Annotated in this window: 33 protein-coding genes; 17 read left to right on the forward strand and 16 right to left on the reverse strand. The window is 69.2% G+C overall.

Annotation, left to right across the window (positions count from 1 at the left end; translation table 11 throughout):
- Positions 1–52: 52 nt before the first annotated feature.
- Positions 53–1,477, forward strand: a complete 1,425-nt coding sequence (locus SNR22_RS17335) for an MFS transporter (protein ID WP_320067620.1) — start codon at positions 53–55, stop codon at positions 1,475–1,477.
- Positions 1,478–1,526: 49 nt separating this feature from the next.
- On the opposite strand, the gene SNR22_RS17340 is transcribed toward SNR22_RS17335, so the two are convergent.
- The 5 genes from SNR22_RS17340 to SNR22_RS17360 all read right to left on the reverse strand — a co-directional run bounded on the left by SNR22_RS17340 (position 1,527) and on the right by SNR22_RS17360 (position 7,843).
- On the reverse strand, positions 1,527–3,200 hold the full coding sequence (locus tag SNR22_RS17340) for a glycoside hydrolase family 13 protein (RefSeq protein WP_320067689.1): 1,674 nt from the start codon (positions 3,198–3,200) through the stop codon (positions 1,527–1,529).
- Positions 3,201–3,265: 65 nt separating this feature from the next.
- The gene (locus SNR22_RS17345; protein ID WP_320067690.1) at positions 3,266–4,339 is read right to left on the reverse strand and encodes a LacI family DNA-binding transcriptional regulator; all 1,074 of its coding nucleotides are present in this window, start codon (positions 4,337–4,339) and stop codon (positions 3,266–3,268) included.
- Between the two features lie 64 nt (positions 4,340–4,403).
- Positions 4,404–5,369, reverse strand: coding sequence for a carbohydrate ABC transporter permease (locus SNR22_RS17350; RefSeq protein ID WP_320067621.1), 966 nt, complete (start codon positions 5,367–5,369; stop codon positions 4,404–4,406).
- A 1-nt stretch (position 5,370) separates the two neighbouring features.
- Positions 5,371–6,420 (reverse strand): sugar ABC transporter permease, encoded by a 1,050-nt coding sequence (locus tag SNR22_RS17355; protein WP_320067622.1) that lies wholly within the window; start codon positions 6,418–6,420, stop codon positions 5,371–5,373.
- A 76-nt stretch (positions 6,421–6,496) separates the two neighbouring features.
- Positions 6,497–7,843: an extracellular solute-binding protein gene (locus tag SNR22_RS17360; protein ID WP_320067623.1), complete on the reverse strand. Its 1,347-nt coding sequence runs from the start codon at positions 7,841–7,843 to the stop codon at positions 6,497–6,499.
- Positions 7,844–8,106: 263 nt separating this feature from the next.
- On the opposite strand from SNR22_RS17360, the gene SNR22_RS17365 reads away from it, so the two are divergent.
- On the forward strand, positions 8,107–8,880 hold the full coding sequence (locus tag SNR22_RS17365) for a peptidoglycan DD-metalloendopeptidase family protein (protein ID WP_320067624.1): 774 nt from the start codon (positions 8,107–8,109) through the stop codon (positions 8,878–8,880).
- 207 nt (positions 8,881–9,087) lie between these two features.
- Here SNR22_RS17365 and SNR22_RS17370 read toward each other — a convergent pair whose 3' ends face one another.
- From SNR22_RS17370 to SNR22_RS17385, 4 genes are read right to left on the reverse strand one after another with little or no spacing between them, the layout of a single operon-like run.
- Positions 9,088–9,234: a GPGG-motif small membrane protein gene (locus tag SNR22_RS17370; protein WP_320067625.1), complete on the reverse strand. Its 147-nt coding sequence runs from the start codon at positions 9,232–9,234 to the stop codon at positions 9,088–9,090.
- A complete protein-coding gene (locus SNR22_RS17375) occupies positions 9,225–9,998 on the reverse strand; it encodes a metallophosphoesterase family protein (protein ID WP_320067626.1) in 774 nt (257 codons plus the stop codon). The genes SNR22_RS17370 and SNR22_RS17375 overlap by 10 nt, the downstream gene beginning before the upstream one ends.
- Before the next feature lie 13 nt (positions 9,999–10,011).
- Positions 10,012–10,308, reverse strand: a complete 297-nt coding sequence (locus SNR22_RS17380; RefSeq protein ID WP_320067627.1) for a hypothetical protein — start codon at positions 10,306–10,308, stop codon at positions 10,012–10,014.
- Positions 10,305–10,889, reverse strand: a complete 585-nt coding sequence (locus SNR22_RS17385; protein ID WP_320067628.1) for a nucleotidyltransferase — start codon at positions 10,887–10,889, stop codon at positions 10,305–10,307. Before SNR22_RS17385 ends, SNR22_RS17380 begins: the two co-directional genes overlap by 4 nt.
- A 154-nt stretch (positions 10,890–11,043) precedes the next feature.
- Between SNR22_RS17385 and SNR22_RS17390 the strand changes: the two genes are divergently transcribed.
- From SNR22_RS17390 to SNR22_RS17405, 4 genes are all read left to right on the forward strand, one after another.
- Positions 11,044–11,808, forward strand: a complete 765-nt coding sequence (locus SNR22_RS17390) for a dTMP kinase (protein ID WP_320067629.1) — start codon at positions 11,044–11,046, stop codon at positions 11,806–11,808.
- Between the two features lie 83 nt (positions 11,809–11,891).
- A complete protein-coding gene (locus SNR22_RS17395) occupies positions 11,892–12,806 on the forward strand; it encodes a MurR/RpiR family transcriptional regulator (RefSeq protein WP_320067630.1) in 915 nt (304 codons plus the stop codon).
- Entirely contained in the window at positions 12,803–13,756 is a 954-nt protein-coding gene (gene murQ / locus SNR22_RS17400) for an N-acetylmuramic acid 6-phosphate etherase (protein ID WP_320067631.1), read from the forward strand. Before SNR22_RS17395 ends, murQ begins: the two co-directional genes overlap by 4 nt.
- A gap of 455 nt (positions 13,757–14,211) precedes the next feature.
- A complete protein-coding gene (locus tag SNR22_RS17405) occupies positions 14,212–15,201 on the forward strand; it encodes an RNA polymerase sigma factor RpoD/SigA (RefSeq protein WP_320067691.1) in 990 nt (329 codons plus the stop codon).
- Positions 15,202–15,284: 83 nt separating this feature from the next.
- Here the strand turns inward: SNR22_RS17405 and SNR22_RS17410 are convergent, their stop codons facing one another.
- Entirely contained in the window at positions 15,285–16,274 is a 990-nt protein-coding gene (locus SNR22_RS17410; protein ID WP_320067632.1) for a C40 family peptidase, read from the reverse strand.
- Between the two features lie 530 nt (positions 16,275–16,804).
- On the opposite strand from SNR22_RS17410, the gene SNR22_RS17415 reads away from it, so the two are divergent.
- Positions 16,805–17,290 carry a DUF6232 family protein gene (locus SNR22_RS17415; protein ID WP_320067633.1) on the forward strand — a complete coding sequence of 162 codons (486 nt, stop codon included), beginning with the start codon at positions 16,805–16,807 and terminating at the stop codon, positions 17,288–17,290.
- A 72-nt stretch (positions 17,291–17,362) separates the two neighbouring features.
- Here the strand turns inward: SNR22_RS17415 and SNR22_RS17420 are convergent, their stop codons facing one another.
- Together SNR22_RS17420 and SNR22_RS17425 are read right to left on the reverse strand one after the other, a co-directional pair.
- Positions 17,363–17,689, reverse strand: a complete 327-nt coding sequence (locus tag SNR22_RS17420) for a DUF3817 domain-containing protein (protein WP_320067634.1) — start codon at positions 17,687–17,689, stop codon at positions 17,363–17,365.
- A 51-nt stretch (positions 17,690–17,740) separates the two neighbouring features.
- A complete protein-coding gene (locus SNR22_RS17425) occupies positions 17,741–18,169 on the reverse strand; it encodes a hypothetical protein (protein WP_320067635.1) in 429 nt (142 codons plus the stop codon).
- 123 nt (positions 18,170–18,292) lie between these two features.
- On the opposite strand from SNR22_RS17425, the gene SNR22_RS17430 reads away from it, so the two are divergent.
- Genes SNR22_RS17430 through SNR22_RS17440 form a run of 3 tightly spaced genes read left to right on the forward strand, consistent with a single transcriptional unit; the run spans position 18,293 to position 19,539 of the window.
- Positions 18,293–18,607 (forward strand): DUF6158 family protein, encoded by a 315-nt coding sequence (locus SNR22_RS17430; protein WP_320067636.1) that lies wholly within the window; start codon positions 18,293–18,295, stop codon positions 18,605–18,607.
- Entirely contained in the window at positions 18,607–18,942 is a 336-nt protein-coding gene (locus tag SNR22_RS17435) for a hypothetical protein (RefSeq protein ID WP_320067637.1), read from the forward strand. The genes SNR22_RS17430 and SNR22_RS17435 overlap by 1 nt, the downstream gene beginning before the upstream one ends.
- A 57-nt stretch (positions 18,943–18,999) precedes the next feature.
- Entirely contained in the window at positions 19,000–19,539 is a 540-nt protein-coding gene (locus tag SNR22_RS17440; RefSeq protein ID WP_320067638.1) for a DUF1360 domain-containing protein, read from the forward strand.
- Positions 19,540–19,602: 63 nt separating this feature from the next.
- Here SNR22_RS17440 and SNR22_RS17445 read toward each other — a convergent pair whose 3' ends face one another.
- From SNR22_RS17445 to SNR22_RS17455, 3 genes are all read right to left on the reverse strand, one after another.
- Positions 19,603–19,803, reverse strand: coding sequence for a hypothetical protein (locus SNR22_RS17445; RefSeq protein ID WP_320067639.1), 201 nt, complete (start codon positions 19,801–19,803; stop codon positions 19,603–19,605).
- Between the two features lie 80 nt (positions 19,804–19,883).
- Positions 19,884–20,120, reverse strand: a complete 237-nt coding sequence (locus tag SNR22_RS17450; RefSeq protein WP_320067692.1) for a hypothetical protein — start codon at positions 20,118–20,120, stop codon at positions 19,884–19,886.
- Positions 20,121–21,740: 1,620 nt separating this feature from the next.
- Positions 21,741–22,427 (reverse strand): hypothetical protein, encoded by a 687-nt coding sequence (locus SNR22_RS17455; RefSeq protein WP_320067640.1) that lies wholly within the window; start codon positions 22,425–22,427, stop codon positions 21,741–21,743.
- A gap of 302 nt (positions 22,428–22,729) precedes the next feature.
- Here SNR22_RS17455 and SNR22_RS17460 point away from each other — a divergent pair, with 302 nt between their 5' ends.
- The 4 genes from SNR22_RS17460 (at position 22,730) to SNR22_RS17475 (ending at position 25,275) form a co-directional block, all read left to right on the forward strand.
- Complete coding sequence (locus SNR22_RS17460) at positions 22,730–22,873, forward strand: hypothetical protein (protein ID WP_320067641.1); 144 nt, start codon at positions 22,730–22,732, stop codon at positions 22,871–22,873.
- Positions 22,874–23,078: 205 nt separating this feature from the next.
- Entirely contained in the window at positions 23,079–23,564 is a 486-nt protein-coding gene (locus SNR22_RS17465) for a hypothetical protein (RefSeq protein ID WP_320067642.1), read from the forward strand.
- A gap of 304 nt (positions 23,565–23,868) precedes the next feature.
- The gene (locus SNR22_RS17470; protein ID WP_320067643.1) at positions 23,869–24,276 is read left to right on the forward strand and encodes a hypothetical protein; all 408 of its coding nucleotides are present in this window, start codon (positions 23,869–23,871) and stop codon (positions 24,274–24,276) included.
- Between the two features lie 798 nt (positions 24,277–25,074).
- Positions 25,075–25,275 carry a YegP family protein gene (locus tag SNR22_RS17475; protein ID WP_320067644.1) on the forward strand — a complete coding sequence of 67 codons (201 nt, stop codon included), beginning with the start codon at positions 25,075–25,077 and terminating at the stop codon, positions 25,273–25,275.
- 70 nt (positions 25,276–25,345) lie between these two features.
- Here the strand turns inward: SNR22_RS17475 and SNR22_RS17480 are convergent, their stop codons facing one another.
- Complete coding sequence (locus tag SNR22_RS17480; protein ID WP_320067645.1) at positions 25,346–25,537, reverse strand: hypothetical protein; 192 nt, start codon at positions 25,535–25,537, stop codon at positions 25,346–25,348.
- A 101-nt stretch (positions 25,538–25,638) separates the two neighbouring features.
- Here SNR22_RS17480 and SNR22_RS17485 point away from each other — a divergent pair, with 101 nt between their 5' ends.
- The 3 genes from SNR22_RS17485 (at position 25,639) to SNR22_RS17495 (ending at position 26,546) form a co-directional block, all read left to right on the forward strand.
- Entirely contained in the window at positions 25,639–25,935 is a 297-nt protein-coding gene (locus SNR22_RS17485) for a hypothetical protein (protein ID WP_320067646.1), read from the forward strand.
- Positions 25,936–26,109: a hypothetical protein gene (locus tag SNR22_RS17490; RefSeq protein WP_320067647.1), complete on the forward strand. Its 174-nt coding sequence runs from the start codon at positions 25,936–25,938 to the stop codon at positions 26,107–26,109.
- A 170-nt stretch (positions 26,110–26,279) separates the two neighbouring features.
- Positions 26,280–26,546 (forward strand): hypothetical protein, encoded by a 267-nt coding sequence (locus tag SNR22_RS17495; RefSeq protein ID WP_320067693.1) that lies wholly within the window; start codon positions 26,280–26,282, stop codon positions 26,544–26,546.
- Positions 26,547–26,647 lie beyond the last annotated feature (101 nt).

A 26,647-nucleotide genomic window follows, 5' to 3' on the forward strand; every position in this document is an offset into this window, starting at 1 on the left:
CTGACCGGGCCCGGTCACCGGGCTGTTCTCCACGCCTGGTTGGCTGCTGAACATGACCTCGACCAGGAGAGGGCCCCTGACGGCCCGGGGCGGCGGGGCGGCGCACCGGCTCTACAGCGTCGTGGTCTTCGTGCTGCTCGCCTCCCTGGACAACGTGGCGATCGGCCTCGTACCGCCGCTGTACGGGCCGATCTCCGGGGCGCTCGGCGTGCCGCAGCGCCTGCTCGGCCTGGTCACCGCGGTCAGTTTCCTGGTCAGCGCCGTCGCGGCGGTCGGCTGGGCGTACGTCGGCGACCGGACCGACCGCAAGCCGCTGCTGATGGTCGGCACCCTGCTCTGGGCGGCCGGCACCGGCGGCAGCGCGCTGGCCCAGGACTACCCGACGTTCCTGGCGGCCCAACTCGTCGCGGCCGTGGGGCTCGGCGCGGTCGGCTCGGTCGGCTTCTCCGTGGTCACCGACCTGATCTCGCCCCGCCGACGCGGGCTGGTGATGAGCTTCTGGGGGTTGTCCCAGGGCGTCGGCACCCTGGCCGGGACGCTGGCCGGCGGCCTGCTCGGCGCCACCGACTGGCGACGCCCGTTCGGGCTGCTCGCCGTCGTCGGGCTGGTCGCCACCTGCGGGTACCTCTTCACCTATGACGTTCGGCGCGGGCAGAGCGAGCCGGAGCTGGCCGGCGTGCTGGCCAGCGGCGCCGAGTACGACTACCGGATCACCCGGGCCGACCTGCCCCGCATCCTGGCCCGGCGGACCAACCGCTGGCTGATCCTCCAGGGCCTGACCGCCCAGGCCGCGTTCGGCTCGCTGGTCTGGCTGCCCGTGCTCTTCGCCCAGCGGGCCGAGGCGCAGGGCTACTCGGCGGCCACCGCCGTGGTCGTGGGCAGCGTCTTCGCCACCCTGTTCCAGCTCGGCGGGGTGTTCTCCATCGTCGGCGGCCTGGTCGGCGACGCGCTCCAGCGGCGTACGCCCCGGGGCAGGGCGCTGGTCGCGGCGGTCGGCATCCTCGCGGCCCTGCCGTTCTACCTGGTCCTGTTCTTCGTGCCGATCCGCATCGACGTGCCCGACGGTGCCGGAGCCGGCGCGATCATCGGCGCGGTGCTCGCCAGCGTCGTCACCGAGCCGACGGTCGGGCTGAGCCTGCTCACCGCCGTCGTCGCGCTGGCGCTCACCTCGGCGAACTCGCCCAACTGGTTCGCCCTGATCGCCGACGTCAACCCGCCCGAGCACCGGGGCACGGTCTACAGCCTCGGCAACCTGGTCAACGGGGTCGGCCGGGCGGCCGGCAACGGCCTGGTCGGGGTGGTCTTCTACGGTCTGCGGGCGGTCTTCCCGCCGCCGCTGAACTACGCCGTCGGGTTGGCGGCGTTCCAGCTCTTCTTCATCCCCACCGGGATCATGTACTGGCTTGCCTCCCGCACCTCGCCCCGGGACATCGACGCCGTACATGACCTGTTACACACCCGCGCCGACCGCCTGTGAGCAGGGGCCCGCCCCCGGGATGCCGGGGGAGGGGCCCCTGCCTCGTGCCTCAGGCGGTGCGGAACCAGACCGTGACGTCGGACGGGACCGCGTCGTCGTCGAGCGGGGCGCTGGCGTGCAGCACCTCCACCCCGGCCGGCAGCGGCACCGCCGCGGCGCCGAAGTTGGTCAGCACGCTCACCTCGGCGTTGCGGAAGCTGAGCACCTCGTCGCCGGCGGAGAGCCAGTACAGGCTGCCCCGGCCCAGGCCGTGCTCGTGGCGCAGCCGCAGCGCGGTCCGGTACAGCTCGTACGTCGAGCCGGGCACCCCACGCTGCCGGTCCAGGGCGTACTCCGCCCACATCGCCGGTTGCGGCAGCCAGCTCGCGTCGGTGGGCCCGAAGCCGTACGACGGGGCGTCGGCCTCCCACGGGATCGGCACCCGACAGCCGTCCCGGCCCCGCTCGGTGTGCCCGCTGCGCTCCCAGGTCGGGTCCTGCCGGGCCTCATCGGCCAGCGTCATGTGCTCCGGCAGGCCCAACTCCTCGCCCTGGAAGAGGTATGCGGAGCCGGGCAGCGCCAACATCAGCAGGCTGGCCGCCCGGGCCCGGCGCAGGCCCAGCGTGGCGTTCGGCTGCGCGTCGCCGATGCCGATGCCGTTCGGCTTGGGGGTGCCGATGGGCAGGCCGAGCCGGGAGGCGTGCCGGACCACGTCGTGGTTGGACAGCACCCAGGTGGTGGGGGCGCCCACCGTGTCGGTGGCCTCCAGCGAGCGGGTGATCACGGCGTACTGGGCCGCCGCGGTCCAGGAGGCGAGCAGGTACTCGAAGTTGAACGCCTGGTGCATCTCGTCCGGCCGGACGTAGCGGGCCAACCGCTCGGCGGGCTCCACCCACGCCTCGGCGACCAGGACCCGTTCGCCGTCGTACTCGTCGAGCAGCCGGCGCCACTCCCGGTAGATCTCGTGCACACCGTCCTGGTCCCACATCGGCGGGCGGGGCTTGTCGACCTCGTTGCCGGAGAGGATCTGCTGCGGCTCCTGCCAGTCCGCCAGGTCGGCCTGCTTGATCAGGCCGTGTGCCACGTCGACCCGGAAGCCGTCGACCCCGCGGTCCAGCCAGAACCGGAGCACGTCCAGGAACTCGGCCCGGACCTGCGGGTTGTCCCAGTTGAGGTCGGGCTGGCCCGGGTCGAACAGGTGCAGGTACCACTGGCCGGGGCGGCCGTCCGGTTCGGTGACCCGGGTCCACGCCGGGCCGCCGAACACGCTGCGCCAGTCGTTGGGCGGCCGGTCGCCGTCCGGGCCGAGGCCGTCCCGGAAGACGTACCGGGAGCGCTCGGGGCTGCCGGGCCCGGCGGGCAGCGCCGCGGCGAACCAGCGGTGCGCCGACGAGGTGTGGTTGGGCACCAGGTCGACGATCATCCGCAGGCCCCGGGCGTGGGCCTCGGCGATCAGCCGGTCGGCGTCGGCGAGCCGGCCGAAGAGCGGGTCCACGTCCCGGTAGTCGGCCACGTCGTAGCCGGCGTCCGCCTGCGGCGAGGGGTAGAACGGCGAGAGCCAGATCGCGTCCGCCCCCAGCTCGACCAGGTGGTCGAGGCGGGCGGTGATGCCCGGCAGGTCGCCGATCCCGTCGCCGTCGGAGTCGGCGAACGAGCGCGGGTAGATCTGGTAGATGACGGCCTCGGTCCACCAACCGGTGGTCGGGCCGACGGACGGTTCCTGCTGGGTCGCGTTGGTGTTCAGGGCCTTCTCCAGTGTGTCGACGCCATCCCCGGTCATCTTCCCGATCGGCGGGCGGCTGAATCCGATCAGTCTGCCCGGGGCGGCCCGGTCGAGTCCCGTACGACAAGCCGAGTGGGCAGGATCACCGACCCGGACGTGGGGTCGGACGGCCTTCTGCCGTGCGGGCCGGGGTCGACTCCCCGAACCGGCGGGGTAAGTTCCCGGCCGCCGAGCGGGTCGAGCAGGACGCGGGCCGCGACCCGGCCCAGCTCCGCCGCCGGCTGGGCGACCGTGCTCAGCCCCAGCACCGCGGAGAGGTCGTGGTCGTCGATGCCGATGACGCTGACGTCCTGCGGCACCCGCAGGCCGGCGTCCCGCAGCGCGCCCATCGCGCCCATCGCCATCTCGTCGCAGGCGGCGAAGATCGCCGTCGGTGGATCGCCCCCCCGGGACAGCAGCTCGGCGGTGGCCCGGTTGCCGCCGTCGATGGTGAACTGCGTCTCCAGGTCCAGGCTGGGGTCGGGGACGATGGCGGCCTCCCGCAGCGCCTCCTGGTAGCCCCGGCGCCGGTTGCGGTGGGTGGTGAAGGCCAGTTCGTCGGGGTCGCCGGAGAGGTGCGCGATCCGGCGGTGGCCCAGGTCGAGCAGGTGCCGGGTGGCGGTCCGCGCGGCGGCGGTGTCGTCGATGCGTACGCAGGGCCAGCCGGGGACCTCGCTGCCGGAGCTGATGGTCACCCCGGGCAGGTCGAGCGTGGCGAGGGTGGTCAGCTCGGCCGGGCGCAGGTGGGTGGCGACCAGGATGATGGCGTCGACCCGCTTGTGCAGGCTGGTGGGGCGCAGCACCCGTTGCCGGATGCGGTTACGGCCGCCGAGGTTGTAGAGGAGCAGGTCGTACCCGGACTGGTGCAGGGCGTCCTCGACCGCCTCGACGACGGTGCCGAAGAACCAGCGGGTGATCCAGGGCACCACCACCGCCACGGTGGCGGTCCGGCCGCCGGCCAGCCGCGACGCGTTCGGCGACACCGCGTACTGGAGCTGCTCGGCGGCGGCGAGCACTCGGCGGCGGGTGGCCGCGGAGACGGCCGGGAGGCCGCGCAGCGCTCGCGAGACGGTGGCCGTGGAGACCCCGGCGACCCGGGCAACATCATCGATTGTGGTCACTGTCATCTCGCCTCCGACGCCGCGACCGCCGCCGCCCGTCGTTGGGCGGCGGCGGTCGGTAGGGTCAGCCCTTGACGCTGCCGGCGAGAAGGCCGCGGACGAAGTACCGCTGGAGCGACAGGAACACGACCAGCGGTACGACCATCGAGATGAACGCGCCCGCAGTCAGCCGCTGCCACTCGTTGCCCCGGGTGCCGGCCATCTCGGCCAGCCGGACGGTGAGTGGGGCGGTCTCGCTGCCGCCCCCGGCGAAGATCAGCGCGACCAGCAGGTCGTTCCAGACCCAGAGGAACTGGAAGATGCCGAAGGCCGCGAGGGCCGGGGTGATCAGCGGCAGGACGATGGTGCGGAAGATCTTGGGGTGGGTGGCCCCGTCGACCCGGGCCGCCTCCATCAGATCCTTGGGCAGTTGCGAGATGAAGTTGTGCAGCAGGAAGACGGCGAACGGAAGCGCGAAACAGGTGTGCGCGAACCACACCTGTGCGAACTTCTGCTCGTCGACCAGGTCCCAGGCGGGCATGAGAGTGACCCCGCCCAGGCTGACTCCGGTGGAGAAGAACTTCAGCAGCGGCACCAGGGCCATCTGCAGCGGGACGATCTGCAACGCGAAGATCCCGATGTACATCCAGTCCCGGCCCCTGAAGTTGATCCAGGCCAGCGCGTACGCGGCAAGCGACGCGAGCGCGAGCGGGAACAGCACCGAGGGGATGGTGATCGCCAGCGAGTTGATGAAGTAGCTGGCGAGCTGCCCGGAGGACGAGGAGCCCCCGAACAGCACGTCCTGGTAGTTGTCGAAGGTGAACTGGGGGTCGCCGAAGAACTTCCACCAACCGGTGGTCTTGATCTGGTCCTCAGGCCGGAACGAGGAGACGAGCAGGCCGAAGGTGGGGATCGTCCAGACCAACGCGACGAGGATGGAGACCACCGTCGCGGTACGGCTGTTCAGCCGCTTGCGGACCCGTCCGACGGTGGTGGAGTCCTTCTTGGTTGCCTGGGCCCCGGCGGGGATCTTGGGCGTCGTTGTGGTCATCTCAGCCCTCCCGCTGTTGACGCAGGTTGCGGATCTGGTAGATCACGAGCGGGATGACCAGCACGAAGAGGAAGACCGCCAGTGCCGAGCCCTGCCCGTTCTGGCCGTACCGGAACGACTGGTTGTACATCTCGTTCGCGATGACGCTGGTGTCGTAGTTGCCGTTGGTCGCGGTCCGGACGATGTCGAAGACCTTGAGCGTGGCGATCGACAGCGTCACCACCACGACGATCAGCGCCGGCCGGATGTTCGGCATGGTGATCTGCCAGAACATCTGCCACGGGCTGACCCCGTCCAGGCGGGCGGCCTCGACGATGTCGCCCGGGATGGCCTTGATCGCGGCGGAGAGCACCACCATGGCGAAGCCGGCCTGGATCCAGACCATGATCACGATCAACAGCACGGTGTTCAGCGGCGATTCCAGCAGCCACTGCTTCGGCTCGCCGCCGAGGCTCACCACGATCTGGTTGAGCAGACCGATCTGGTCCTGGTCCTCGCCCCGGAAGGCGTAGACGAACTTCCAGATGATCGCCGCACCGACGAACGAGATCGCCATCGGCATGAAGATCAGCGACTTGGCCACCGACTCGAACCGGGCCTTGTCCACCATGACCGCGTAGAGCAGCCCGAACGCCGTGGCCACCAGCGGCACCAGCAGGACCCAGACGAGCGTGTTGATCAGCACCCGGACAATGGAGTCCTCGGAGAACATCCAAATGTAGTTGTCCAGGCCGACCCAGTTGTCACTGCTGCCGTCCATGAACGACAGCAGCGTGGTGCGGATGGCCGGGACGACCAGTCCGACGAGCAGCAGCAGCACCGCAGGCAGCAGGAAGAAGAACGCGAACATGCCCTCGCGCTGCTTCGGGCGTCGGGGCAGGGGCGCCCCGCTCGCCGAGGCGGCGATCAGCTGTGCCTCGCGGCGTCGGGCGAACCAGGACGGCACGGCGTCGAGGAGCAGCAGCAGGCCCCCGACGACCGCGACGAACGCGATCAGCCCGTACATCAGCATGAGGAGCTTCGGCTGCTCTTCGGCGAAGTCGAACTCCATCAACCCTCCTTGGGGTCTAGACGCGACCGGTGGGCCGGCCCGCGTCATCGCGGATCGGCCCACCGGCGGGGGACAACTACTTCGGCCAGCTGCTTTCGATGCCCTGGAGCACCGTGGCGGTGTCCTTGCCGTTGATCCAGTCGACCATGCCCTTCCAGAAGGTCCCGGCGCCGACGGCGGCCGGCATCAGGTCGGAACCGTCGAAGCGGAACACGGTCTTCTGGTCCTGGAGGATCTGGACGGAGAGCTTGTCGACCGGGTTCGGCACGTTGGCCAGGTCGAGCTTGTTGTTCGCCGACACCCAGTCGCCGATCTTGGCGCGGCTGTTGGCGTACTCGCCGGAGGCCAGGTACGTCTGCACGGCCTGGACCTCGGCACGGTCGTTGAACGCCGCGACGAACTCGCCGCCGCCGAGAACCGGCTTGCCCTTGGCCGGGTCGATGGCCGGGAAGTAGAACGCGAAGACGTCGCCGTCCTCGGCCACGGTGGTGCCCTTCGGCCACTGGTTGGCGTAGAAGGACGCCTGCCGGTGCAGGGCGCACTTGCCGGTGGTGATCGGCAGACCGGCCTCACCGAAGGCGGTGGTGGAGATGCTCTTCACGCCGCCGAAGCCGCCGTTGACGTACTTCTCGTTCTTGAGGATGCTGCCGGCCTTGTCGAGGGCCTCGGCGACCTTCGGGTCGTTGAACGGGATGGCGTGGGTCGTCCACTGGTCGTAGACCTCGGGGGTCTGCGTCCGCAGCATCAGGTCTTCGATCCAGTCGGTGGCCGGCCAGCCGGTGGCGTCACCGGACTCGATGCCGGCGCACCACGGCTTGGTACCGCTGCCCGCGATCTTGCCGCTCAGGGCCATCAGCTCGTCCCACGTGGTGGGGACGGTCCAGCCCTTCTCCTTGAAGGTCTTCGGCGAGTACCACACGAAGGACTTCACGTTGGAGCCGAGCGGGGCACCGTAGAACTGGCCGTTCACGGTGCTGTACTTCAGCCAGTCGGCCGAGTAGTTCTGCTCGGCCATCGCCTTGGTGTCGGTGCCGGCCGCCTTGAGCTTGCCGCCGTCGGCGAACCGCTTGACCAGGCCGGGCTGCGGGATGAAGGCCAGGTCGGGTGCGTTGCCGCCGTCGACCCGGACACCGAGCTGCGCCTCGAACTCCGCGCTGCCCTCGTGGTTGATCTTGATCCCGGTGCAGTCCTCGAACTGCTTCCAGGACTGGTTGAGGCGGTCGGCCTCAATGTCCCGGATGGAGGAGTAGATCGTGACCTTCTTGCCGTCATTGCCCTTGTATTTATCGTAAGCCGCGCACTCCGCAGAGCTCGCGTTTCCGCTCTTCTTGTCGTCGCCGGTGCCGCAGGCAGTGACGCTGAGCGCCAGCCCCAGTACGCCAGCGACCGCGATTGCCTGGCGTGGTCTGGCAGAAACCGCCATGCCGTTCTCCTTCCTTGCCGGCGCGGTCGTGCTCGACGCGGCGCCGGTCCGATGGACTTCACCCACATGTAAGCGCTTGCATCGGAGGGAGTCCAGCCCAGGGCGGACACGGACAAGTAACAATCCCGAAACCGGCTCACCCCTAGTGGGCGCGCTCCCACGGGTAGGGGTTCCGTCCGCCGTGGGGTCCTCTTCCCCGAAAGTGAAGGTTTGTGTCAAGCTGAGAGCCACTTATCGAAGAATATGAACATCGGAGGTGCTGGATGCGTAAGCGATGGTGGAGCCTCACGGCGGTCACTGCGTTGATCGCGGCGACCCTGGTCCCGGCGGCGCCGGCGATGGCCGCACCGACCTTCAAGGTGCCCTTCCCGTGCGGCCAGTCCTGGTCCGGCCAGACCCGGTCCGACCACAGCCCGGCATACGCGGTGGACTTCAACCGCACCGACGACCTCGGCGACCCGGTGGTGGCCAGCGCCCCCGGCACGGTCGACCGGGTGACCGACCTCGGCGGCACCAGTTACGGAAAGTACGTGCGGATCGACCACGGTGGCGGCTACAGCACCTACTACGCCCACCTCAACGGCTTCAACGTCTCGGTCGGCCAGAGCGTCGGCTACGGCAAGGTGATCGGCTGGGTGGGCAGCACCGGTGGGTCCACCGGCCCACACCTGCACTACGAGCAGCGGCTCAACGGCAGCGACATCCAGGTCCGGTTCAACGGAGCCCTGGCGCTGTACTGGGGCACCAAGACCTACACCAGCAACAACAACTGCTCCTCCGGCACGGGCTCCGGCACGGTGGACACCGCAGGCACCCCGCTTACGGTCCGCTCGGGTCCCGGCACGGGATACGGCTCGGTGGGCACGGTCACCGACGGTACGAAGGTGACGATCCAGTGCCAGACCAGTGGCACCACGGTCACCGGCACGTACGGCACCAGCTCGATCTGGGACCGGATCGGCAGCGGCCGGTACATCGCCGACGCCTACGTCTACACCGGCTACGACGGCTACATCCCGAACGTCCCGCGCTGCTGAGGGCGGGCACCGATCGCCGACGGGCTCCGGTACGACGTTCAGGCGTCGTGCCGGAGCCCCGGGCTCAGTTCAGCTGCCAGCCGCCGGCAGACCCTCCGACCCGGGACATGAAGACGCCGGGGTCGCCGCGGCCGGGTGCTCCTGTCTGGGAGGACGGAGCTCCGGCCACGACGACCCCGGCGGGTCGGTGTGGATACGTAGTCAGGGTCAATTACTGAAAATGCTGACCCCACCCGGGCCGACCAACAGCCCGACCACGATGAGGACTACACCCCAGAGGATCTGCCGGCGGAAGAGCGCCAGAATGCCGGCGACCACGAGTACGACTGCGAGAATCCAGAGAATCAGCTCCATGGCTGCTGAGTACCCGAGTGGCTGATCCGGGAAACCTCTGCCGGCTCCGGATGATCTCCGAGGTGGAAGACGCTGTACGCCTGCTTGATCACGGGGTGCGCGACGTTGCGGACCCGGACCCCGCCGGGGGTGGTGCCCCGCTCGCTGCCGGCGTGCGCGTGCCCGTGCAGGGCCAGCGAGGTCGGCGCCGAGTCGATGGCCTGGCCGAGCTGGTACGACCCGAGGAACGGGTAGATCTCCAGCGGCTCACCGGCCAACGTGTCCGGCACGGGGGCGTAATGGGTGAGCGCGACCAGCAGGTCGCAGTCCAGCCCTCGCAGCGCCGCGCCCAGCGCCTCCGCGCTCTCGTTCGTAGTCCGGACGAACGACTTCATCTCCGGCTCGCCGAAGTCGCTGGCGCACCGGCCGGCGAAGCCCCCGCCGAAGCCCTTCACCCCGGCCACACCGAGGCGTCCTCCCGGGAGCTCCAGCACGATCCCCTCGCCCTCCAGCACCCGGATGCCGACCTCCTCCAAGACCTTGACCACCTGCGGCACCTGGTCACACTGGTGGTCGTGGTTGCCGAGGACCGTCACCACCGGCACGCCCAGCCCGCCGAACTCGCGGGCCACGCAGCGCGCCTCGGCCTCGGTGCCGTGCCGGGTCAGGTCACCGGCGAGCAGCAGCACGTCGGCGCAGTCGGGCAGCTCGTCCAGGGCGGGCCGGAACCGGCCCACCACATCCTCGTCGACGTGTACGTCGCCCACGGCGGCGATGCGGATCACCTTTCGACCTCCCTCACGGCAACTGTTCGACTTCCGTGGGCGCCTGCGCGCGGATCACCCCGATGTCGCTGGTGACCAGCACATCGGGGAAGCGCGCGGCCACCCGGCGCAGGATCTCCTCGCGGCGGTGCGGGCTTTCCACCTCGCCGTATAGGACCAGGCCCCGCTCGCTGCGGACCACGGTGATCCCCTGCTCGGCCACGTCCGGGTCCTCGGCGAGCAGCCGTTGGATCTCGGCCTCCACGTACTCGTCGGGTGGACCGGCGGCGACGGCGGGCGTTCCGGCGGCGCTGTCGCGTTGCTCGCTCACACGGTCTCCTTCTCCTCGGTGGTGCCGGACTGCGGCACCACGTCCAGCCGGTCGAGCAGCACCAGGAACGCCTCGGCGTACGGCGAGCGCTGCGTCTCCTTCCGTACCCGCTCCCAGTCGATCTGTTCCCGCAGCGACCGGGCCAGTGGCAGCGCCCGGGCGAAGTCGCAGTAGTGCTGGGAGAAGCTGAGCAACTTGTGCACCATCAGTTGGCTCGCCGAGAGCACCGGCATACGGATCGCGTCGACCGGCCGGTTGATCGTGTCGGCAAAGGTCTCCTCGGTCACCGGCGTCTCGATCGGGCGGTGGATCAGGTCCACCATCCGGCCGTCGTCGTAGACCTTCACCAACCAGTCCTCCGGCGGTCGTTCGGCGGTGAAGCCCGCCTCGACCAGGTTCTCCAGCGCCCGGTCGACGTCCTGCTCCCGGATCAGGAAGTCGACGTCGTGGTCGCTGGAGTGCCCGCCGTGGGCGTACACCGCGAAGCTGCCGCCGAGGGCGAACGGGATCTCGGACTGTTTGAGCACGGCGGCGACCTTCTTCAGCGTGTGCACCAGGGTCTCGTCCCCGCGCTCGGCCATCTGGTTCTCCCGTCGGTCGTAAGGTGGACAGGCGGATTCGAATTGCCTACCCGGCATTCCGATCGCTCACACCTGAGCGTGACTCGCAAAGGCGTAAACCGGGCGAAAGTCGGCAATTGAGTAGAGTGAGCATGAGTCCCGTAGCCTGGGTGAGGTGGCCAGATCACGACAGGAACGGCGCGGCAAGGCCCGACTGCGCGCCGTCGCCCTGATCGGCATCGACGGATCGGGCAAGACCACCCAGGCCCATCACCTCGCCGAGGCGCTCACCGCCGCCGGACGCCCGGCGACCTACCACCGCAACGCGGGGGGCCGCCGCTGGCTCAGCCGCCTCGCCCAACGGCTCGGCCGCCCCGACGCCGAACGGCTGGTCGGCCGGCGCGGCCTGCTCGCCGTCGAGTCCGTGCTGCGCTGGCTGGCGATCGCGGCGGCGCTGCTGAGCTGCGTGGTCACCGGCCGCACGGCCGTGATGGACCGCTACTCGGCCTGCCAGTACGCCAGCATCCGGGCGCACGGGGGGCAGCGCTGGGAGCGGCTCGCCCGGGCCGGCTACCGGATCTTCCCGCCGCCGCAGGTAACCTTCCTGCTCACCGTCGACCCGGCGGAGGCATACCGGCGGATCGAGCGGCGCGGCACCGACCACGAGACCATGGGCTGGCTGAGCGCCGCCGACACCGCGTACCGGACGCTGCCCGAGTTCCCGACCTTCGTGGTGGTCGATGCGGGGCGTCCGCCGGAGGAGGTCTCCCGGCAGATCCGGGAGCACCTGGCCAGCTGGCTGCCGGCGGGAAGGGCGACCGGGGGGCCGTGGGGGAAGGGAAAGCAGTTGGTGCGGGCGCAGGCCCGTCCTTGGCCGTCCGGCGGGGGCCGGACCGCCGAGGAAGCGTCGGGCTCTGCGGAAATGGCAATTCGCGCGTAACACTGATGAACGCGAGTAACACTTTTTTACCGATAAGTGGGGCGATGGTTGACGGTCATGCCTCATGAAAGTAAGTTTCATCCGTGGCGAAGAGTCCGAAGATTTCTGCGAGTCGTGAGCCGGGCGGGCTGATCGTCCACATCAGCGGCCTGCTCCCCTCGCTGTCGCCCGCCGAGCAGCGGGTTGCCCGGCTGGTGGTCGCCGACCCGGCGGACGCCGCCCGGCGCACCATCACCGACCTCGCCACCGCAGCCGAGACATCCGAGGCGACCGTCATCCGGTTCTGCCGCTCGGTCGGCATGAGCGGCTATCCGCAGCTTCGGATCCGGCTCGCCGCCGAGGCGGCCCGCCGGATCGAGCCGCCGGACGCCCGGGTGGTCGGCGGCGACATCCCGCCTGGCGCCGACCTGGCCCAGATCATCGCCACCATCGCCTTCAACGACGCGCGGGCCGTCGAGGAGACGGCCGAGCAGCTCGACCCCGCCATCTGCGAGCAGGTCGTCGAGGCGATAGTCGGTGCCAGCCGGATCGAGGTGTACGGAGCGGGCGCCAGCGGCTTCGTCGCCTCCGACTTCCAGCAGAAGCTGCACCGCATCGGCCGGACGGCGTTCTACTTCCCTGACGTGCACACCGCGCTCACCTCGGCGGCCCTGCTCGGCAAGGGTGACGTCGCGGTGGGCATCTCGCACACCGGCACCACCTCCGACGTGATCGAGGTGCTGGAGCAGGCCCGATCCCAGGGCGCGGCAACGGTTACGCTGACCAACTTCCCCCGCTCGCCGATCACCGACGTCGCCGACTTCGTGCTCACCACGGCGGCCCGGGAGACCACCTACCGTTCCGGTGCGATGGCCAGCAGGCTGGCCCAGCTCACCGTGGTCGACTGCCTCTTCGTCGGCGTGGCCGCCCGCAACCGGACACGGACCCGCAAGGCGCTGGAGGTCACCGCCGCAGCGGTGCGGACCCACCGGATCGGTGCCACCCGGAGGCGGGCGTGACCGCCGGCCGCGTCGAGCCCGGCGAGGTGACCGCCGGCCCGGCCCGCCCGGTGGTCCGGGTCGGCGCGCCGACCGAGCGGCGCAATCCGCTCAGCGTCGACCTCGACCTGATGTCCACCCGGGACGTGCTGACCGTGATCAACGAGGCGGACCGCCGGGTGCCCGCCGCCGTCGCGGCGGTCCTCGACGAGATCGCCGCCACTGTCGACCTAGCGGTCGCCGCGCTGCGCGGCGGTCGCCGGGTGCACTACTTCGGCGCCGGCACCTCAGGGCGGCTCGGGGTGCTCGACGCCGCCGAGCTGGCCCCCACCTTCAACTCGCCCCGGCACTGGTTCTGCTCCCACCTCGCCGGCGGCCCGGAGGCGATGTGGCGGGCCGTCGAGGACGCCGAGGACGACCAGCGCAACGGGTTGGCCGAGGCGACCGACTGCGTCACCGCCGGCGACCTGGTCGTCGGGCTGGCTGCCAGCGGGCGCACCCCGTACGTTCTCGGGGCGCTCGCCGCGTCCCGGGCGCAGGGGGCCTCGACCGTGCTGCTCTGCGCCAACCCGGAGGCGGAGGCCGCCTCGTCGGTCGACGTCTTCATCGGCGTGGACACCGGCCCCGAGGTGGTGACCGGGTCGACCAGGATGAAGGCGGGCACCGCGCAGAAACTGGTGCTCAACACGTTCTCCACCGCCGTGATGGTGCGGTTGGGTCGGGTCTACTCGAACCTCATGATCGACATGGTGGCCACCAACGCCAAGCTGCGCGGCCGGATGATCTCGATCCTGATGGAGGCCACCGGCTGCGCCGAGGAGATCTGCCGGCGGGCCCTGCACGAGGCCGACGGTGACCTGAAGACCGCCCTGGTGTCGTTGGTCTCCGGTGTCGAGGTGCCCGCCGCCCGGGCGGCCCTGGCCCGCTCCGCCGACCAGGTCCGTGGCGCCCTGGCCCTGCTCGCCACCTGAGTCGCGGCTGCGCCGTCGGGCCCGCGTCGCCCGGTGACGCTGGTCACCTTGTGGCGGCAAATGGGACTTCACGCCCGGCCACGGATTGTTCAACCGGGGCGAGGGTATTCCGTGTCCATGGATGAACCGAGTGGTCCGCCGGTGCGTATCCATCGGTGACCAGGATCGCAGCGAAGCGGTGACGCGGGTCGCTGTGCGCCCGGGCCGGTTGGTGATGCCATCTTCGGGCGGGCCGTGTTCGGGTGATCCACCGACCCGTACGTGGTGCCCAGCGGCGAGCCACCCGGCGGGTGCTGACAGCAAACGTGGACCGTGCTCTCAGCTACTACTCAGGCATTCGTGACACTTTCGACTCACGACATGGAATCCCCGACACGTCTCAACTGTTGTGCAGGTGTCAGGCGAACACCGGTGGGCACAACGGAAGTCACGGGGGAGGGCTGATGGACGTGGGGATGGCAAGGAACCGGGCAACCGGCGCGAGCGAGGGGACCGTGGGCAACGTGGACAAGAACATCGGCATGCGAACCGACGAGGGGGCCGAGGAGCGCGACCTCGTCGGAGTCTACCTTCACGAGATCTCCCGGACGCCGCTGCTGGACGCCGCCACGGAGGTCGACCTCTCCAAGGCGATCGAGGCTGGCCTCTACGCCGAGCACCTGCTCGACACCGGCCGCTTTCCCGACGGTGTCGACCGGGACGAGCTGGAGCGGGTGGTCGCGGACGGCGATCGGGCGAAGGACCTCTTCATCCGCGCCAACCTGCGGCTGGTCGTCTCCATCGCCCGGCGTTACGTGCGCTCGGGCATGCCCATGCTCGACCTGATCCAGGAGGGCAACACCGGCCTGGTTCGGGCGGTCGAGAAGTTCGACTACGAGCGGGGCTTCAAGTTCTCCACCTATGCGACGTGGTGGATCCGCCAGGCGATCAGCCGGGCGATCGCCCAGCAGGAGCGCACCGTGCGGCTCCCGGTGCACCTCGTCGAGGACGTCAACCGGATGCGGAACGTCACCCGGCAGCTCACCCGTGAGCTGGGCGGCGATCCCGAGCCGGAGCAGATCGCCGGTGCCCTCGGCGTCACCGTCGAGCGGGTCAGGGAGCTGGTCCGCTGGTCGCAGGACACCGTGTCGCTGGACACCCCGATCGGCGACGACGGCGACACCAAACTCGGCGACCTGGTCGCCGACAGCGACGCCCCGTCGCCGGAGGACATCGTCCTCACCGGCCTGGAGCGGCAGCGCATCGAGGGCCTGCTCAACCACCTCGACGACCGGTCGGCCGGCATCATGCGGGCCCGGTACGGCCTCGAGGACGGGCGGGAGCACTCGCTGACCGAGGTCGCATCGCGGTTCTCGCTCTCCCGGGAGCGGATCCGGCAGTTGGAGATCCAGGCCCTGGGCCGGCTGCGCGAGCTCGCCCGCGCGGAGGGGTTGCAGGCCGCCTGAGCCGATGACAGAAGGCCGAACGGCCGGCGTCCCACAGTGGTGGGGGACGCCGGCCGTTCGCCGTGCTGCGGGGGCCGAACCCGTCAGCGAACCCGGCCGTACCCGTAGGGCTTCATCAGGTCGACGTCCCGCTTCTCCACGTTGCGACCGAAGGTCGGCGCGTGGATCACCTGACCGCCGCCCACATAGAGGGCCACGTGCCCGAGGCTGCTGTAGAAGACCAGGTCGCCCGGGCGCAACTCGCTGCGGCTGATGTGGCTGACCTTGCCCCACTGCATTTTCGTGTTGTGTGGCAGCGACTTGCCGGCCGCCCGCCAGGCGGCGGAGGTCAGGCCCGAGCAGTCGTACCCGTTCGGGCCGTCGGCGGCCCAGACGTAGGGCTTGCCGAGGGCACCGTACGCGTACCGGACCGCCGTGCCGGCCCGGCCGGAGACGGCGGGTGCCTGCTCTGCGGAGCCGCCGCCCGACGGCGACTTCGCCTTCGGCGCGGCCGGCTCGGTGGCCCGCCCGTACGCCTGCCGGCGCATTTCGTAGAGCTCGGCCAGATCCTTCTCGATCTTCTTCTTGCCGGCGGCGAGCTGCTTCGACTGCGCGGCCTGTTGCGCCAATGTCGCGTCGAGCTGGGCCTTCCGGTCGAGCAGCCGGCGCTGGCTGTCGGTGAAGCTGGCGATGCGCTGCTGGCGCTGTCGGGTGAGCCGGTCGAGGGCGTCCAACCGGGCGAGGAGATCGCTCGGCCCGCCCGGACTCAGCAGCGCGTTCGTGGTGTCCAGCCGGCCCGTCTTGTACGCGGTGACGGCAATCTCGCCGACGTCCGCCCGGGTCTGCTCGGTCTCTGCCTCCAGTGGCCCGATCTTGGCCGCCAGCTTCGCTGCGGCGGCCTTGTTCGCCTTGATGTCCTCGTTGAGCTTGTTGTAGGACTCGACGACCCGTTCCAGCTCGGTCGAGGACTTCTCGATCCGCTGCGTGAGCTCGGCCGGTGACGGTTCGGCCCGAGCCGCCGACGCCGGGGCGATCAGCGCGGCCGCGAGACCGGCCGCCGCCAGTGCACGCAGCGAATTCCTGAGGAACGACAAGAGCGAAGGGCTCCTCTCCCACCAGCCGCCGGGGCGTCGGACGCCGCGGCGACGCCGGCCCGGGGCTGTCCGGGTGGACGGCCGCCAACCGGTCCGGCCCGCCCAACCTAACCCGGTGCGGGAGTTACCCGCAGGTGAAGTAGGGGCGAAAGTGGTGAAACGGCCGGAAGTGTCGCGAGGTAAAAACACGTTACGTGAGGGGCTTGTGACGGCCATGTCGGGTGGATGGCGTGGAATACGTCGATCAGGGGTTACATGGCTTTCGTCGTTTTGGGCGAATGCTGTCTGACGCGAGGGGTAATTAGCCGGACAAGGCGGAATTGGTCCGACGTTGCGCCGCCGTCGGGGCCGCGAGTGGCCGCAATGCGCAGAAAAATACCGGGCCTGGGCTGGCCCGATGGCAACAGAATGGAGCGGAAGCCGGGAATCCCGTCGACAGCTCCCCACGGGAACCGCGCCCGGCGCCCCAGCCGTGGGAGACAGCCGTGATCCGAGAGGGTTCCGCTACCCGCCCCAGCCAGCCACCCAGGGTGACCCCGGTGCCCCCCGCCCTGCTCTACGCCCGACCCGGCATCGTCGTCACGACCGACCGGTTCACCGTCGGCCGCACCAGCTGGCCGATCTCCGACCTGACCCACCTGCACGTCACCCGGGGCCCGCACGACCGCCTCGCCGTCCGGGCCGTGGGGGTGAGCGCCGTCATGATCGCCGCGGTGGGGCTGCTGCTCGGCTTCACCGGCGGGCTGCAACGGCTGACCGCCGGGGCGTACCTGGCCCTCGGGGCGGTGGGGCTGCTGCCGGTGCTGCTCGCGGCGGCCGGTGCCCGCTGGCGTCCGCCGCCGTACGAGCTGTGGGGCTGGCACCGGGGCGTCCAGGTGCTGCTGTTCAGCAGCGACGACGAGCGCCAGTTCGGGGAGGTCAGCCGCGCCGTGCACCGGGCCCGCGAGGGCCGGCGGCACGGTGGCCGGGGTGACGCCCCGGACCCGGCGGCGCAGTTCTGGCGCCCGGGACGTTGACCCGGCCGACGGCGGCGCCGGGCGGTCCGGATCGGGTGCTCAGCGGGCTACCGGCTCCGGGGATCGGGTGGCTCAGCCGGCTACCGGCTCCGGGGTGGGGATCGGCTCCGGAGCGAGCCAGTGGCTGACCCGCCGCTCCGCGTAGAAGGACACGAAGGGAATCGTGCCGGCGAGCATCACCAGCAGCATCCGCTTCAACGGCCAGTCCGCCCGGCGGGACAGGTCGAACGTCGCCGCCAGATAGAGCATGTAGAGCCAGCCGTGCGCGGTCCCGACGACCGCCACCACGGCCGGCTCGTCGAATCCGTACTTCAGCGGCATGCCGACCAGGACCAGCACGGCCAGCGCCACGCCCACGATCCAGGCGATCACGCGATACCGGTTGAGGGCTCCGCCCACCGTCGTCCGTCCTTCCGAAGCCGGCCTCGGCCGGGTAGTCGCGAACCGGCGTCAGCCGGGATAGTCGCCGGGTCGGGAGCCCGGATTGGCGTTCAACCATGCCAGGTAGCGGTTGTAGGCGGTCAGGTCGTCGTCCTCGGCGCCGCCGACCGGCACCACCGGCACCCGGGCGACCCGCACGGGTCGGCGTACCCCCGTCGGTGTGGTGGCCACGGCCTCACCCGCCGGCCCGTCGCTCGCCTGCCCGTCGCGCACCGGCTCGCCGTCGACAGGGGAGCGCAGGGTGTGTCGCAGCTCACGCCACCAGACGTAGCCCACGAATGCCGCGAAGACCGGCCACTCGACGGCGTAGCCCCAACTCGTGGAGTTGCCCCCGGCGGCCCGGGTGACCTGCCACCAGCCCAGCCCGAGGAAGCCCACGACCAGCGCGACCATGGCCACGTGGCGGGCGATCCACGCCGGTGTCCAGAGCCGCTTCATGGCTTCGAGGGTACCGGGGTCCGGGACGCTCTCCGACGTGGCGTCGTAGCACGGGAGGGTTTGGTGGGTGCCGGTCTGGGCATCCGTCTAGACGCCAGCCCAGACGACACGAGGGGGGCGACGATGACCGAATCAGTGCGGCAGACCGGCGACCCGAGGGACGCCAGCCCGGAACAGCGGATGCCCGAGTGGGACGGCGACCACGTCCACGACCCGTCCGCCGACGACGGGGTGCTGGGGGTCGACCCTGCCGAACTCGCCGACGAGGACCTGATCCGCGAGGTGCGGAGCCTGCACCGCACCCGGCTCGACACGCTGCGACACGCGGCGGACTCGGCGCTCGCGAACCACCTGCGCCGCACGGCGGAGCTGGAGACCGAGTACCTGGCCCGGCACCCCGGGCGCGAGGTCGACCCGGCCCGGCTGCGGGAGGTGTGATGCAGGCGCACGCGGAGCGCGGCATGTCCGCGCCGCCCGAGGTGGTGTTCAGCACGGCGACTGACCCGACCCGGGCCGCCGCGTGGCTTCCCCAGCCGCTTCGGGCCGACGGCGACAGTCGCCCCGACGTCAGCGCCGAGCAGTTGCGGGCCCGGTGGGCCAGCGACTCCGCCCCGGACTGGTCGGCCGAGATCCAGGTGGAGGCCACGGACGCCGGTGGCGCCCGGGTCCGGCTCGACCTCACCGGAGCGCCCGGCCAGGCGGCCCCCGGCCTGGCCGACGAGACGCTGGCCAACCTCGCCCGCGAGGTGGCCGACAACCTGACCGCCGGCTGAGCCGGTCGACGAACCCGCCTCCGGTGTGCCGGACGCGCAGAGAACAAGGAGACCGGGTTGAGTGAGAGCAACCTGAAGCAGAGAGTGGCGCGGCTGCGCCAGGCGTACGCGCCGCACGAACACCGGCCGCTGGGCGGCTACCTGGTGGCCATGGGCACCTACGCCGGGGTGACCGCGACGATCGCCGGACTGGTCAAGGCGACGGGCCGGCCGGTGCCGGAGCGCCCCGCCCCCTCGGACGTGGTGCTGCTCTCCATCGCCACCCACAAGTTAAGCCGGCTGCTGTCCAAGGACGCCGTCACCAGCCCGCTGCGTGCTCCGTTCACCCGCTACGACCACCCGATCGGTTCGGGCGAGGTGATGGAGCAGGTGCGGGACTCGGGCAGCTCCACCCGGCACGCCATCGGGGAGCTGCTGAGCTGCCCGTTCTGCCTGGCGGTCTGGGTCGCCACCGGGCTCACCGGCGGCCTGGTCCTGGCCCCCCGACTGACCCGGCTGGTGGCCACCGCGCTGACCGCGGTGGCGGCCTCCGACTTCCTCCAGATGGGCTACGCCGTGGCCCAGCAGGCCGCCGAGGGCAGGCACGACAAGGACTGACACCGGGTGTACGGGGGAAGGGGGCTGGCGTCGCGCCGGCCCCCTTCCCCGTGTCGGGCATCCTCAGCGCTGCATGCCGGACCAGCCGTGTGGTGACTCCGGTTCGCGCTCCTCCTCGTCCTCGTCGCCGGTGATGATGTCCCGGTCGACGGCGGTGCGGTCGTGCTCGTTGGCGAAGTCGGGCTCGGGGGTGGTGTCCAGGCCCTCCGGGGGCTCGCCAAGCGCCGGGATGTGTGCCCCCCGCTGGTCCTCGCGATCGGTCATCTCGCTGTCCTCTCCGTGGGTCGGGCTCAGGGCCCTCGGCGGTGGCATCGGGTCCGGTGGGCCGGCGGCCCCGGACGCCCTCAGGCCCCCGAGCTGCCCAGCAGGTCGGCCACCTCGTCCACCGCGTACTCACCCTCGGGGAGGGCGGCGATCCGGGTGAGCAGCGCCGCGGGAAGCTCGGCGGCGACCGCCCGGCGGTAGATGTCCGCCTGACTGATCCGCTCCTGGCCGTGGTAGATCTCGTCGAGCAGATCGTCGAGCGGCCGGGTGTCCGTCTCGTCGGCCGGCTCGGCGTCCGGCTCGGTGTCGGCGCGCAGGTCCGGGTCGGCTGCCAGCTCGGCGTCGTCCACGGATGCGTCGTCGGTCATGACGGTCAGCTACCCGAGCCGGAAACGGTCAAACGTCACCCGGGTCCGGGGCGGGGCGGCTCAGGGCGGGCGTGGTCGCGCATGGCACGACAACGGGCATCGGCAAGGAGCCCTCCGTTGAAGGCGAAGCAGCCCTGGTACTACTACGCGGTCCTCCAGTACTTCGCCGTTTGCGTAGCGGCGGCAGCCGTCCTGGTCGGCGTGCTGGTATCTCTCCCGAGCCGAGCGAGCCGAAGGTAACTCACTTGCGACCGGCCACACCCGTTGAAGAACAGCAGCACGAGCGGGAGCAGTTGGCCGACCTGCGCGACGCCATGCAGGCGCAGAGGTAGCCATGCCCCAGATCAACCACAGCTACTGCAACCACCCTCGCACGAGGAAGGCCCGTGCACGCTGCCGTAGGGCGCGAAGGGCTGGACTTCCGCCGTCCGGCCCCCACGACCGCCACCGGAGGGGTGTGACCACCCGGCGACATCGACAGCTCGGACAGCCTGCAACAAGAGCAAGCATGACCGGCGGGTATAGATCGATGACGGCCCGCCCGTCGAACTGGAAGACATCCGAGATCCTGACGTACGCGACAAGGTCCGGCGTATCGCGGCAGAGCAGGAAGTCCGGCTAGAGCTGCGGCTGCTTGCCGCTGGCCTGCACATCACGCAGCGCTGACTGTCACCGACGCCACCGGAACAGCTCGGCTACGGCCTTGATGATGCGTGGCCGGTCTTTCGGATCGGTGCCGCGAAGGGCCAAAGCTGCGACGATGATCTTTCCAGCGACCACGGCGACGGCAGCAGCCATGACCCACGGGCCAGCGTCAACGAACGGCTCAAGATTCGAGAGCCTCACTTCATACCCCCTCCCTGGTCGGGCGAGGGTGCATCAACCCAGCCCGGCCAGTGCGTCAACACTGGTCTGGCTGAGTCCGCGTTCCGGCGATCGTGGATCTCAGTACCGAGACGGCACTCCCGTCTCAGGTCTTGCTGATGGTGCTACCTACCAAGTCAATACGATTTAAGTGGGCAGCCCTGTCGCCGGAGCACAGAGCGCCATCAAGCTGTTCTCGTAGCCCGCCATTGAATAAGTTGCTCTGAATAGAGGCAGGCCCGAGGGAGCACCCAGCCGTTGCGGCTCGGGTGGTCCCGATGGGCAGCGTACCCGACCGCCGCCATGCGCGCGACGATCGTGCATAGAGGGCGGGCCCTGAGATCGACGACGGACGCTGACGGCAACCGGTCGAGGTCGTGTTGCTCCACCCCTTCGCGTTCGGGCGCGAGTCAACCGAGGAAGGCGACCCTTGCCGCTCAATCCGACGGGACGATGCTGCATGGTCCGCTGCGCCGCAAGCTGAAAGCAGATCGTCGGGGCTACTTCGAGCCCGCAATCGAACTGTTGGTCGAGGAGAAGAAGGTCAGCGTGCGCGACGTCAAGGGCCGGGGTGCGGGGACGCAAAGGGTGTCGTTGAGGGGGTAAAGGGGTGTACTCCCAGGGGTGTACCGGTACACCCCTCGTTTGGCCGAACCCAAAAACCGAATAACAACGAAACAATAAATAGCGGTGGTTGTGGTGTGCCTATTCGGGGATCCCGTCGCGTTCTAGCAACCAATCCATCCAGGAGATCACGAGTCGGGCCATTAGGCTCTGCCCTTCGTCAATCGAGATGATGCGCTTTGGTCGGGCTCCCGACAGGCGGGCGTGTCGTGCATCTGCGCCAGAAGCTAGCGGATGATTCGCTGACCCGGTAAAGGCGCTCTCCTCCCTCGGAGTGAGCCACCCGAGCTGAGAGATTTTTGCCGGATTGATTGACTCCCTGACGATTTCGTGGATCTTGTAAAGGTCAACCCAGTTGGGCCGTGGGGCTGACATCAACTTGACGGCATCGGCCACATCTGAGTTCTCCCTAGACAGCAGGAAGTGAGCCGGGGCGTCCTGTGGCGGGTTTTTGCTGCCATGGGCTTTGACCTGCCATTTAACTTCTACTGACTTGAAAACGATGGTCCTTCCGCGTCGAGATGTTGAACCGCTGAGTCGGGCGGGGTTGAAAAACGGATCATGTGACCTGGCGATCCCGTTCATTAACCGCAGTAGCTCTTCTGCTTCATCGGTTGGCAAATCTGCCGAGGAGAAGATGTCAAGGGTCGGTGAGCAGAGGTAGTAGCTTCCGTGCTCCTCGCGCACCTGGGCGTCCCCCGTGGCGAATGCGGTTGCCAGGAGCTTGAGGTCCTCGGGGTCTCCCTCTATCCATGTCTTCGTGTCCACGTCGGTAGCGTAGCCGATGCAGCTTTGCTGAACTCTGGATTTTTCCGGAAAATTGTCCCCGGAACGTTTTTCGGCGGACCGGAAGGAGTGCTATGGACGCTCGGGGAAAACTGCCGGAGCTCGCGGTATCGCTGGATATCTCGATGTCCGATGCGCAGCGGTTCCGGTTAAAAAGCCTTGCCTCCCGGCGTTCGGATTCCTTGGCGAGAACCGTGCGTTGGTTGGTGGACAAGGAATAGCAAAGCTGCCGACTAGCGAAGGGGTGAAGAATGCCGCACGAGAGGGCTGGCGAAGAGGGGCGCGTGACCGCGCTGGGTCTGTTCCATCGAACGATCAGCGAGGTGGAGGACGCCATCTTGCAGGCGAAGGCTCGGCAGGTGTACCGGATGCAGGGAGAACCGGCCGGGGACCTCAACCGCTGGCCTGCCGTGGGGAACAAGCCGTGAACCCCCATCAGCCGGTGAGCGACCACCTGAATTCACTCGTGGATCGCGCGGGGTGAGTTCGGCGGTATGGCCGGACTGCCGCAGCCGTACCCGCACGAACCGACCGCCTCGGAGAAGCTCCGGGCGATCTACAGACCGACCCGACCGACCACACGGCGCACGTCGACACCGACCAGCAGGCGCCCTCCGTACACGGGAGCTACTGATGAACCTCAACGTCACGCGGCTCGCTGACATGCGGGCAGAGATCGACCGGACGGAACTCAACGCCGTCGACAGGGAGATCCTGGAACGCGCCTATGCCGCTGCTCGGAAGGAGTGGCGGGTCCAGAGGAAGAAGAAGTATCGGGCTGGGATCGAGACCCGCGACGAGTCTCACGACGAACTGGTCTATCAGGCGCGAAAGCATGGGCCGAAGGAGCTTCGGAAGCTCAAGACGGACCTGGAGGAGGGACGCATCACACCCCAGGATGCCGAGGGCAAGATGCGGAACTTCGTCGCAGAGCACGGACACCTGTCCGACTTGCACCGGTCACTGATCGAGGACGACAGCCAGCTCGCTGACCTCCATGCCAAGCCGTTGCATGAGTTTCAGGTCGAGGCAGACCTGACGGGAAGGTTCCCCGCCCTGGCCGGCACTGGTCGCAAGCTGGGCGACTACGTCCGCCAGGTGCAGGAGCAGGGGAACTGACCAACGACCGGGAGGGCCGGGCTACCTCGCCTGGCCCTCCCTTCGCAGATCACGCAACCTGCGTGAATGGAGGTGTGGTGTGGGCAAGGCGGGAACTGTCACGAAAGCCGGAAGATATCCGTCGGCGGCTCCGGTATGGCACCGACCGGGAGCGAGACCTCACGATGATGGCCGAGGAAGGCCATATTAAGCCGGTAGGGGGTTGGGAATTAGAGGAACTGGGTCGCGGCTATCCCCGGAACAAGGACGGAACCTTCGCCCGCAGGCGTGCCACTGGCTGGCCCCCGCAGTCCAGGCAGAGCGGATGAAGCGGCTCAAGCAGGCGAGCCACGACGTGCTGATGACCCACGCGAGCGACGCGATGAAGCTCCTCGGCGTGCTAATAAATGACCCCGATAGGCCAGCCGGCGTCCGGGCTGACATCGGTAAGTTCATCTACGAACAGCTTCGCGGCAAGGCCAAGGCGCACGTTGACCTTGAGGCGAAGCTCAAGAGCGCTGAGGACCGCGTCCGAGGAGCACTGGTTCCCGCGATCATGCTCTGGGATGGCAGGCCCAGGCGATCCCCCGTCGTCCTCGAGGGGGAATACACCGAAGACGCCGAGGGAGACGACCGGCTGAAGGATGCACCGATTCCTCCCGACACCGAGGACGACGAGGACCGGTTGCCCCGGCTGGTCCGCGACGCTCAGGCGGACGGTCGCATCCTGTAAGGCCCGTGACGCGGGTCGGTTGGTACCCGCACCACCGGGCCGCGTTCGCGTCTCTGTAACGGACTGGAGACGGTCTGCCCGCAATCCGCACAACGCGCTCATGGGGGGTGTACGTACACCGGGACCACCCCTTGGCCGATTTCGGGCGTCAGCGTTGCCCTGAGGGCGTCTGACACGCCTGTTGCAGGCGGGGCCTCTGTGGTTTGCGGTACGCTTGGGCTCGACCTCTCGGGGGTGGACCGGTCGTTTGGCCGGGGGTATCGCGCGACGCGTTGCCGAGGTCGAGGGCGGAAGGGTTCTGGCTTTCAGGAGGATCGTTCGAAGATCGAGTTCCGGGGGAGCTTCGTTCAGCTGCGGGCGCGAGGTGTGGACCTGGCGGTCCGGCGACCGCTGCTGCTCACCAAGCGATCTTGAATCAGCGTCGTCTGGCGGCGACTACATTGCGTTATGGAGAACGTGAGGGTGATGATCATCCCTGCGTGGGTGCAGCGCTCTCTCCTACTACATCTCGTGGTCTGCAAACTAAACGGACTCAACATCTAGTAAGTATGCGGATCTGGTTCGGCTTGACGGCATCGAGCTCTACCCCTACTGTGAGCAACGAGACGAGAAGAGCCCCGGCCAGATGCCGAGGTTCGACATCCGTCCGGGGCTCAGTGCAACTTTGGCGGGCTGCACTTGAACTCTACAACTGGAGTGGCTAGACCGTGGTCTCGACCCTGGTCACATTCCTGTTAACGGATGACTCGGCCTCACGCGCATCCGCTGCTCAGACGGCGGGCGTAGAGAGTTGTCACGATGCAGTTCCAGATTCTGAACGCGCAGGGTGGCCAGCGGTACTACTGGCGGATCGTCGCCAGCAACGGCCAGGTGCTCGCTACGTCGGAGACCTACTACAACAAGAGCGACGCTCAGAGCGCCGCCCAGTCGGTCAAGAACAACGCGGCCTCGGCCCCGATCATCGACAAGACGGTGACCAGCTCGTACGGCCGCTGGTGATCTGACGGAGCGCCCCCGGCGCGAGATCCCTCGCGCGCCGGGGGCGCTCTGCGCTCTAGCCCCGGTGGCGTCAGTCCTCGTCAGTCGGGCCGGGGCGGTGCTCGGCGATCCACCCGCGAACGGCCTTGCCATCCCAGACGCGGCCCATCTTCAGAGTGACGAGGGGGTCGGGGAATCCCTTGCGGCCCACGATGATCGTGGCGCGCTGCTTGCTGATCCCGCCAAGGAGATCACGGATCTCGTCCAGCCCAAGCAGCTCCACCATCTGACGGTATGGCCGCAGGGTAGTGCACCAGACGCTACTGGGTGATGCAACGCCTTAGGGGGTTGCCCTCGTGCAACCCCACGTGATGCGATGGACCGATGACGGACCACGGACCTGTTCTGCCTGTCTGGACGTGCTCGGGGTGTGGATCACCCTGGCCCTGTCTCACCCGCCGCCGCGAGTTGCTGGCCGAGTACGACGGCGCTCCGGTCTCCCTGGCGATCTACCTGGCCTCGCGCCTCGTGTCCGCCACGCAGGACATGGGCTGGGCTCCTGCCACCGCTCTCCACCGCCGGTTCATCGGATGGCTGCCCAAGCCCGGTGACGAGGAGTTCCACTACTCCGACAAGTGGATAGCGCCGGTCCCGGATCTTCCGCAGGGGGTGTGGGACTAGATGGTCCGGTACGAGGAGTACGTGGTCGCGGCTGCCCTCACCTTGGCCCGCCGGCACAAGCCGGTGCGGCCGTGGATCAGGTGGCGGAACGTCTGCAAGTGCGGGAACGAGCTGCCCTGCCGGGACAGACGCCGCATCCCGATCAGCTCGGAGAACTGGCCGGGGGAAGGGTAATGACCACCCGCCCGCGAGGTGCCGTCCCTGGTTGAGGCAGCCGCATACTGCCTCGCCTACCACCGGAACAGCAGGTGCTGGAAGTGCTCGCCGTTCGGCTGGTGCCCGATAGCGAATGTTGCTCGCGCCCGGGTCATGGCCTGGCGCAGGTTCCGGGTCCTGAGGCGACGATGATCGACCTCAAGGCCGGTGACGTCCTGCACATCACTGCCGCGTGCAGTGTCCAGTTCGTCAAGCCAATCATGCTCCGCTTGATCAAGGTTCGGACTGACCTGATCACCTACGACGGGTGGCTCTGGCTCGACGGTTACCAGCTCGACGCCAAGGGCGACGCGGTGGCCCGCCGGGAGATATTCGTGCAACCGGCGGGGTTGGTGGTCCAACGACGAACCGCCCCGGCGCAACCAGGGCGGTCCAGATCGAACGCGCGGGCCTAACCTCGGTCTTGGAAGGAGTCGATCGTATAGATGGGTGCCCGTTATTAGGTCATCCGTGGGGTCGGCCGTCCCCCGGTCTGCGCCCCCGGCTTGTGGCCGAG

This window comes from Micromonospora sp. RTGN7, from assembly GCF_033804645.1.
GTDB lineage: Bacteria > Actinomycetota > Actinomycetes > Mycobacteriales > Micromonosporaceae > Micromonospora.

Excerpts from the sequence above, each read along its gene's own strand:
- SNR22_RS17335 (WP_320067620.1), top strand. The coding sequence starts at position 53 with ATGACCTCGACCAGGAGAGGGCCCCTGACGGCCCGGGGCGGCGGGGCG.
- SNR22_RS17350 (WP_320067621.1), bottom strand. The coding sequence starts at position 5,369 with ATGACCACAACGACGCCCAAGATCCCCGCCGGGGCCCAGGCAACCAAG.
- SNR22_RS17355 (WP_320067622.1), bottom strand. The coding sequence starts at position 6,420 with ATGGAGTTCGACTTCGCCGAAGAGCAGCCGAAGCTCCTCATGCTGATG.
- SNR22_RS17360 (WP_320067623.1), bottom strand. The coding sequence starts at position 7,843 with ATGGCGGTTTCTGCCAGACCACGCCAGGCAATCGCGGTCGCTGGCGTA.
- SNR22_RS17365 (WP_320067624.1), top strand. The coding sequence starts at position 8,107 with ATGCGTAAGCGATGGTGGAGCCTCACGGCGGTCACTGCGTTGATCGCG.
- SNR22_RS17370 (WP_320067625.1), bottom strand. The coding sequence starts at position 9,234 with ATGGAGCTGATTCTCTGGATTCTCGCAGTCGTACTCGTGGTCGCCGGC.
- SNR22_RS17385 (WP_320067628.1), bottom strand. The coding sequence starts at position 10,889 with ATGGCCGAGCGCGGGGACGAGACCCTGGTGCACACGCTGAAGAAGGTC.
- SNR22_RS17405 (WP_320067691.1), top strand. The coding sequence starts at position 14,212 with ATGGCAAGGAACCGGGCAACCGGCGCGAGCGAGGGGACCGTGGGCAAC.
- SNR22_RS17425 (WP_320067635.1), bottom strand. The coding sequence starts at position 18,169 with ATGAAGCGGCTCTGGACACCGGCGTGGATCGCCCGCCACGTGGCCATG.
- SNR22_RS17430 (WP_320067636.1), top strand. The coding sequence starts at position 18,293 with ATGACCGAATCAGTGCGGCAGACCGGCGACCCGAGGGACGCCAGCCCG.
- SNR22_RS17435 (WP_320067637.1), top strand. The coding sequence starts at position 18,607 with ATGCAGGCGCACGCGGAGCGCGGCATGTCCGCGCCGCCCGAGGTGGTG.
- SNR22_RS17445 (WP_320067639.1), bottom strand. The coding sequence starts at position 19,803 with ATGACCGATCGCGAGGACCAGCGGGGGGCACACATCCCGGCGCTTGGC.
- SNR22_RS17465 (WP_320067642.1), top strand. The coding sequence starts at position 23,079 with ATGAACCTCAACGTCACGCGGCTCGCTGACATGCGGGCAGAGATCGAC.
- SNR22_RS17470 (WP_320067643.1), top strand. The coding sequence starts at position 23,869 with ATGAAGCGGCTCAAGCAGGCGAGCCACGACGTGCTGATGACCCACGCG.
- SNR22_RS17475 (WP_320067644.1), top strand. The coding sequence starts at position 25,075 with ATGCAGTTCCAGATTCTGAACGCGCAGGGTGGCCAGCGGTACTACTGG.
- SNR22_RS17485 (WP_320067646.1), top strand. The coding sequence starts at position 25,639 with ATGACGGACCACGGACCTGTTCTGCCTGTCTGGACGTGCTCGGGGTGT.
- SNR22_RS17490 (WP_320067647.1), top strand. The coding sequence starts at position 25,936 with ATGGTCCGGTACGAGGAGTACGTGGTCGCGGCTGCCCTCACCTTGGCC.
- SNR22_RS17495 (WP_320067693.1), top strand. The coding sequence starts at position 26,280 with ATGATCGACCTCAAGGCCGGTGACGTCCTGCACATCACTGCCGCGTGC.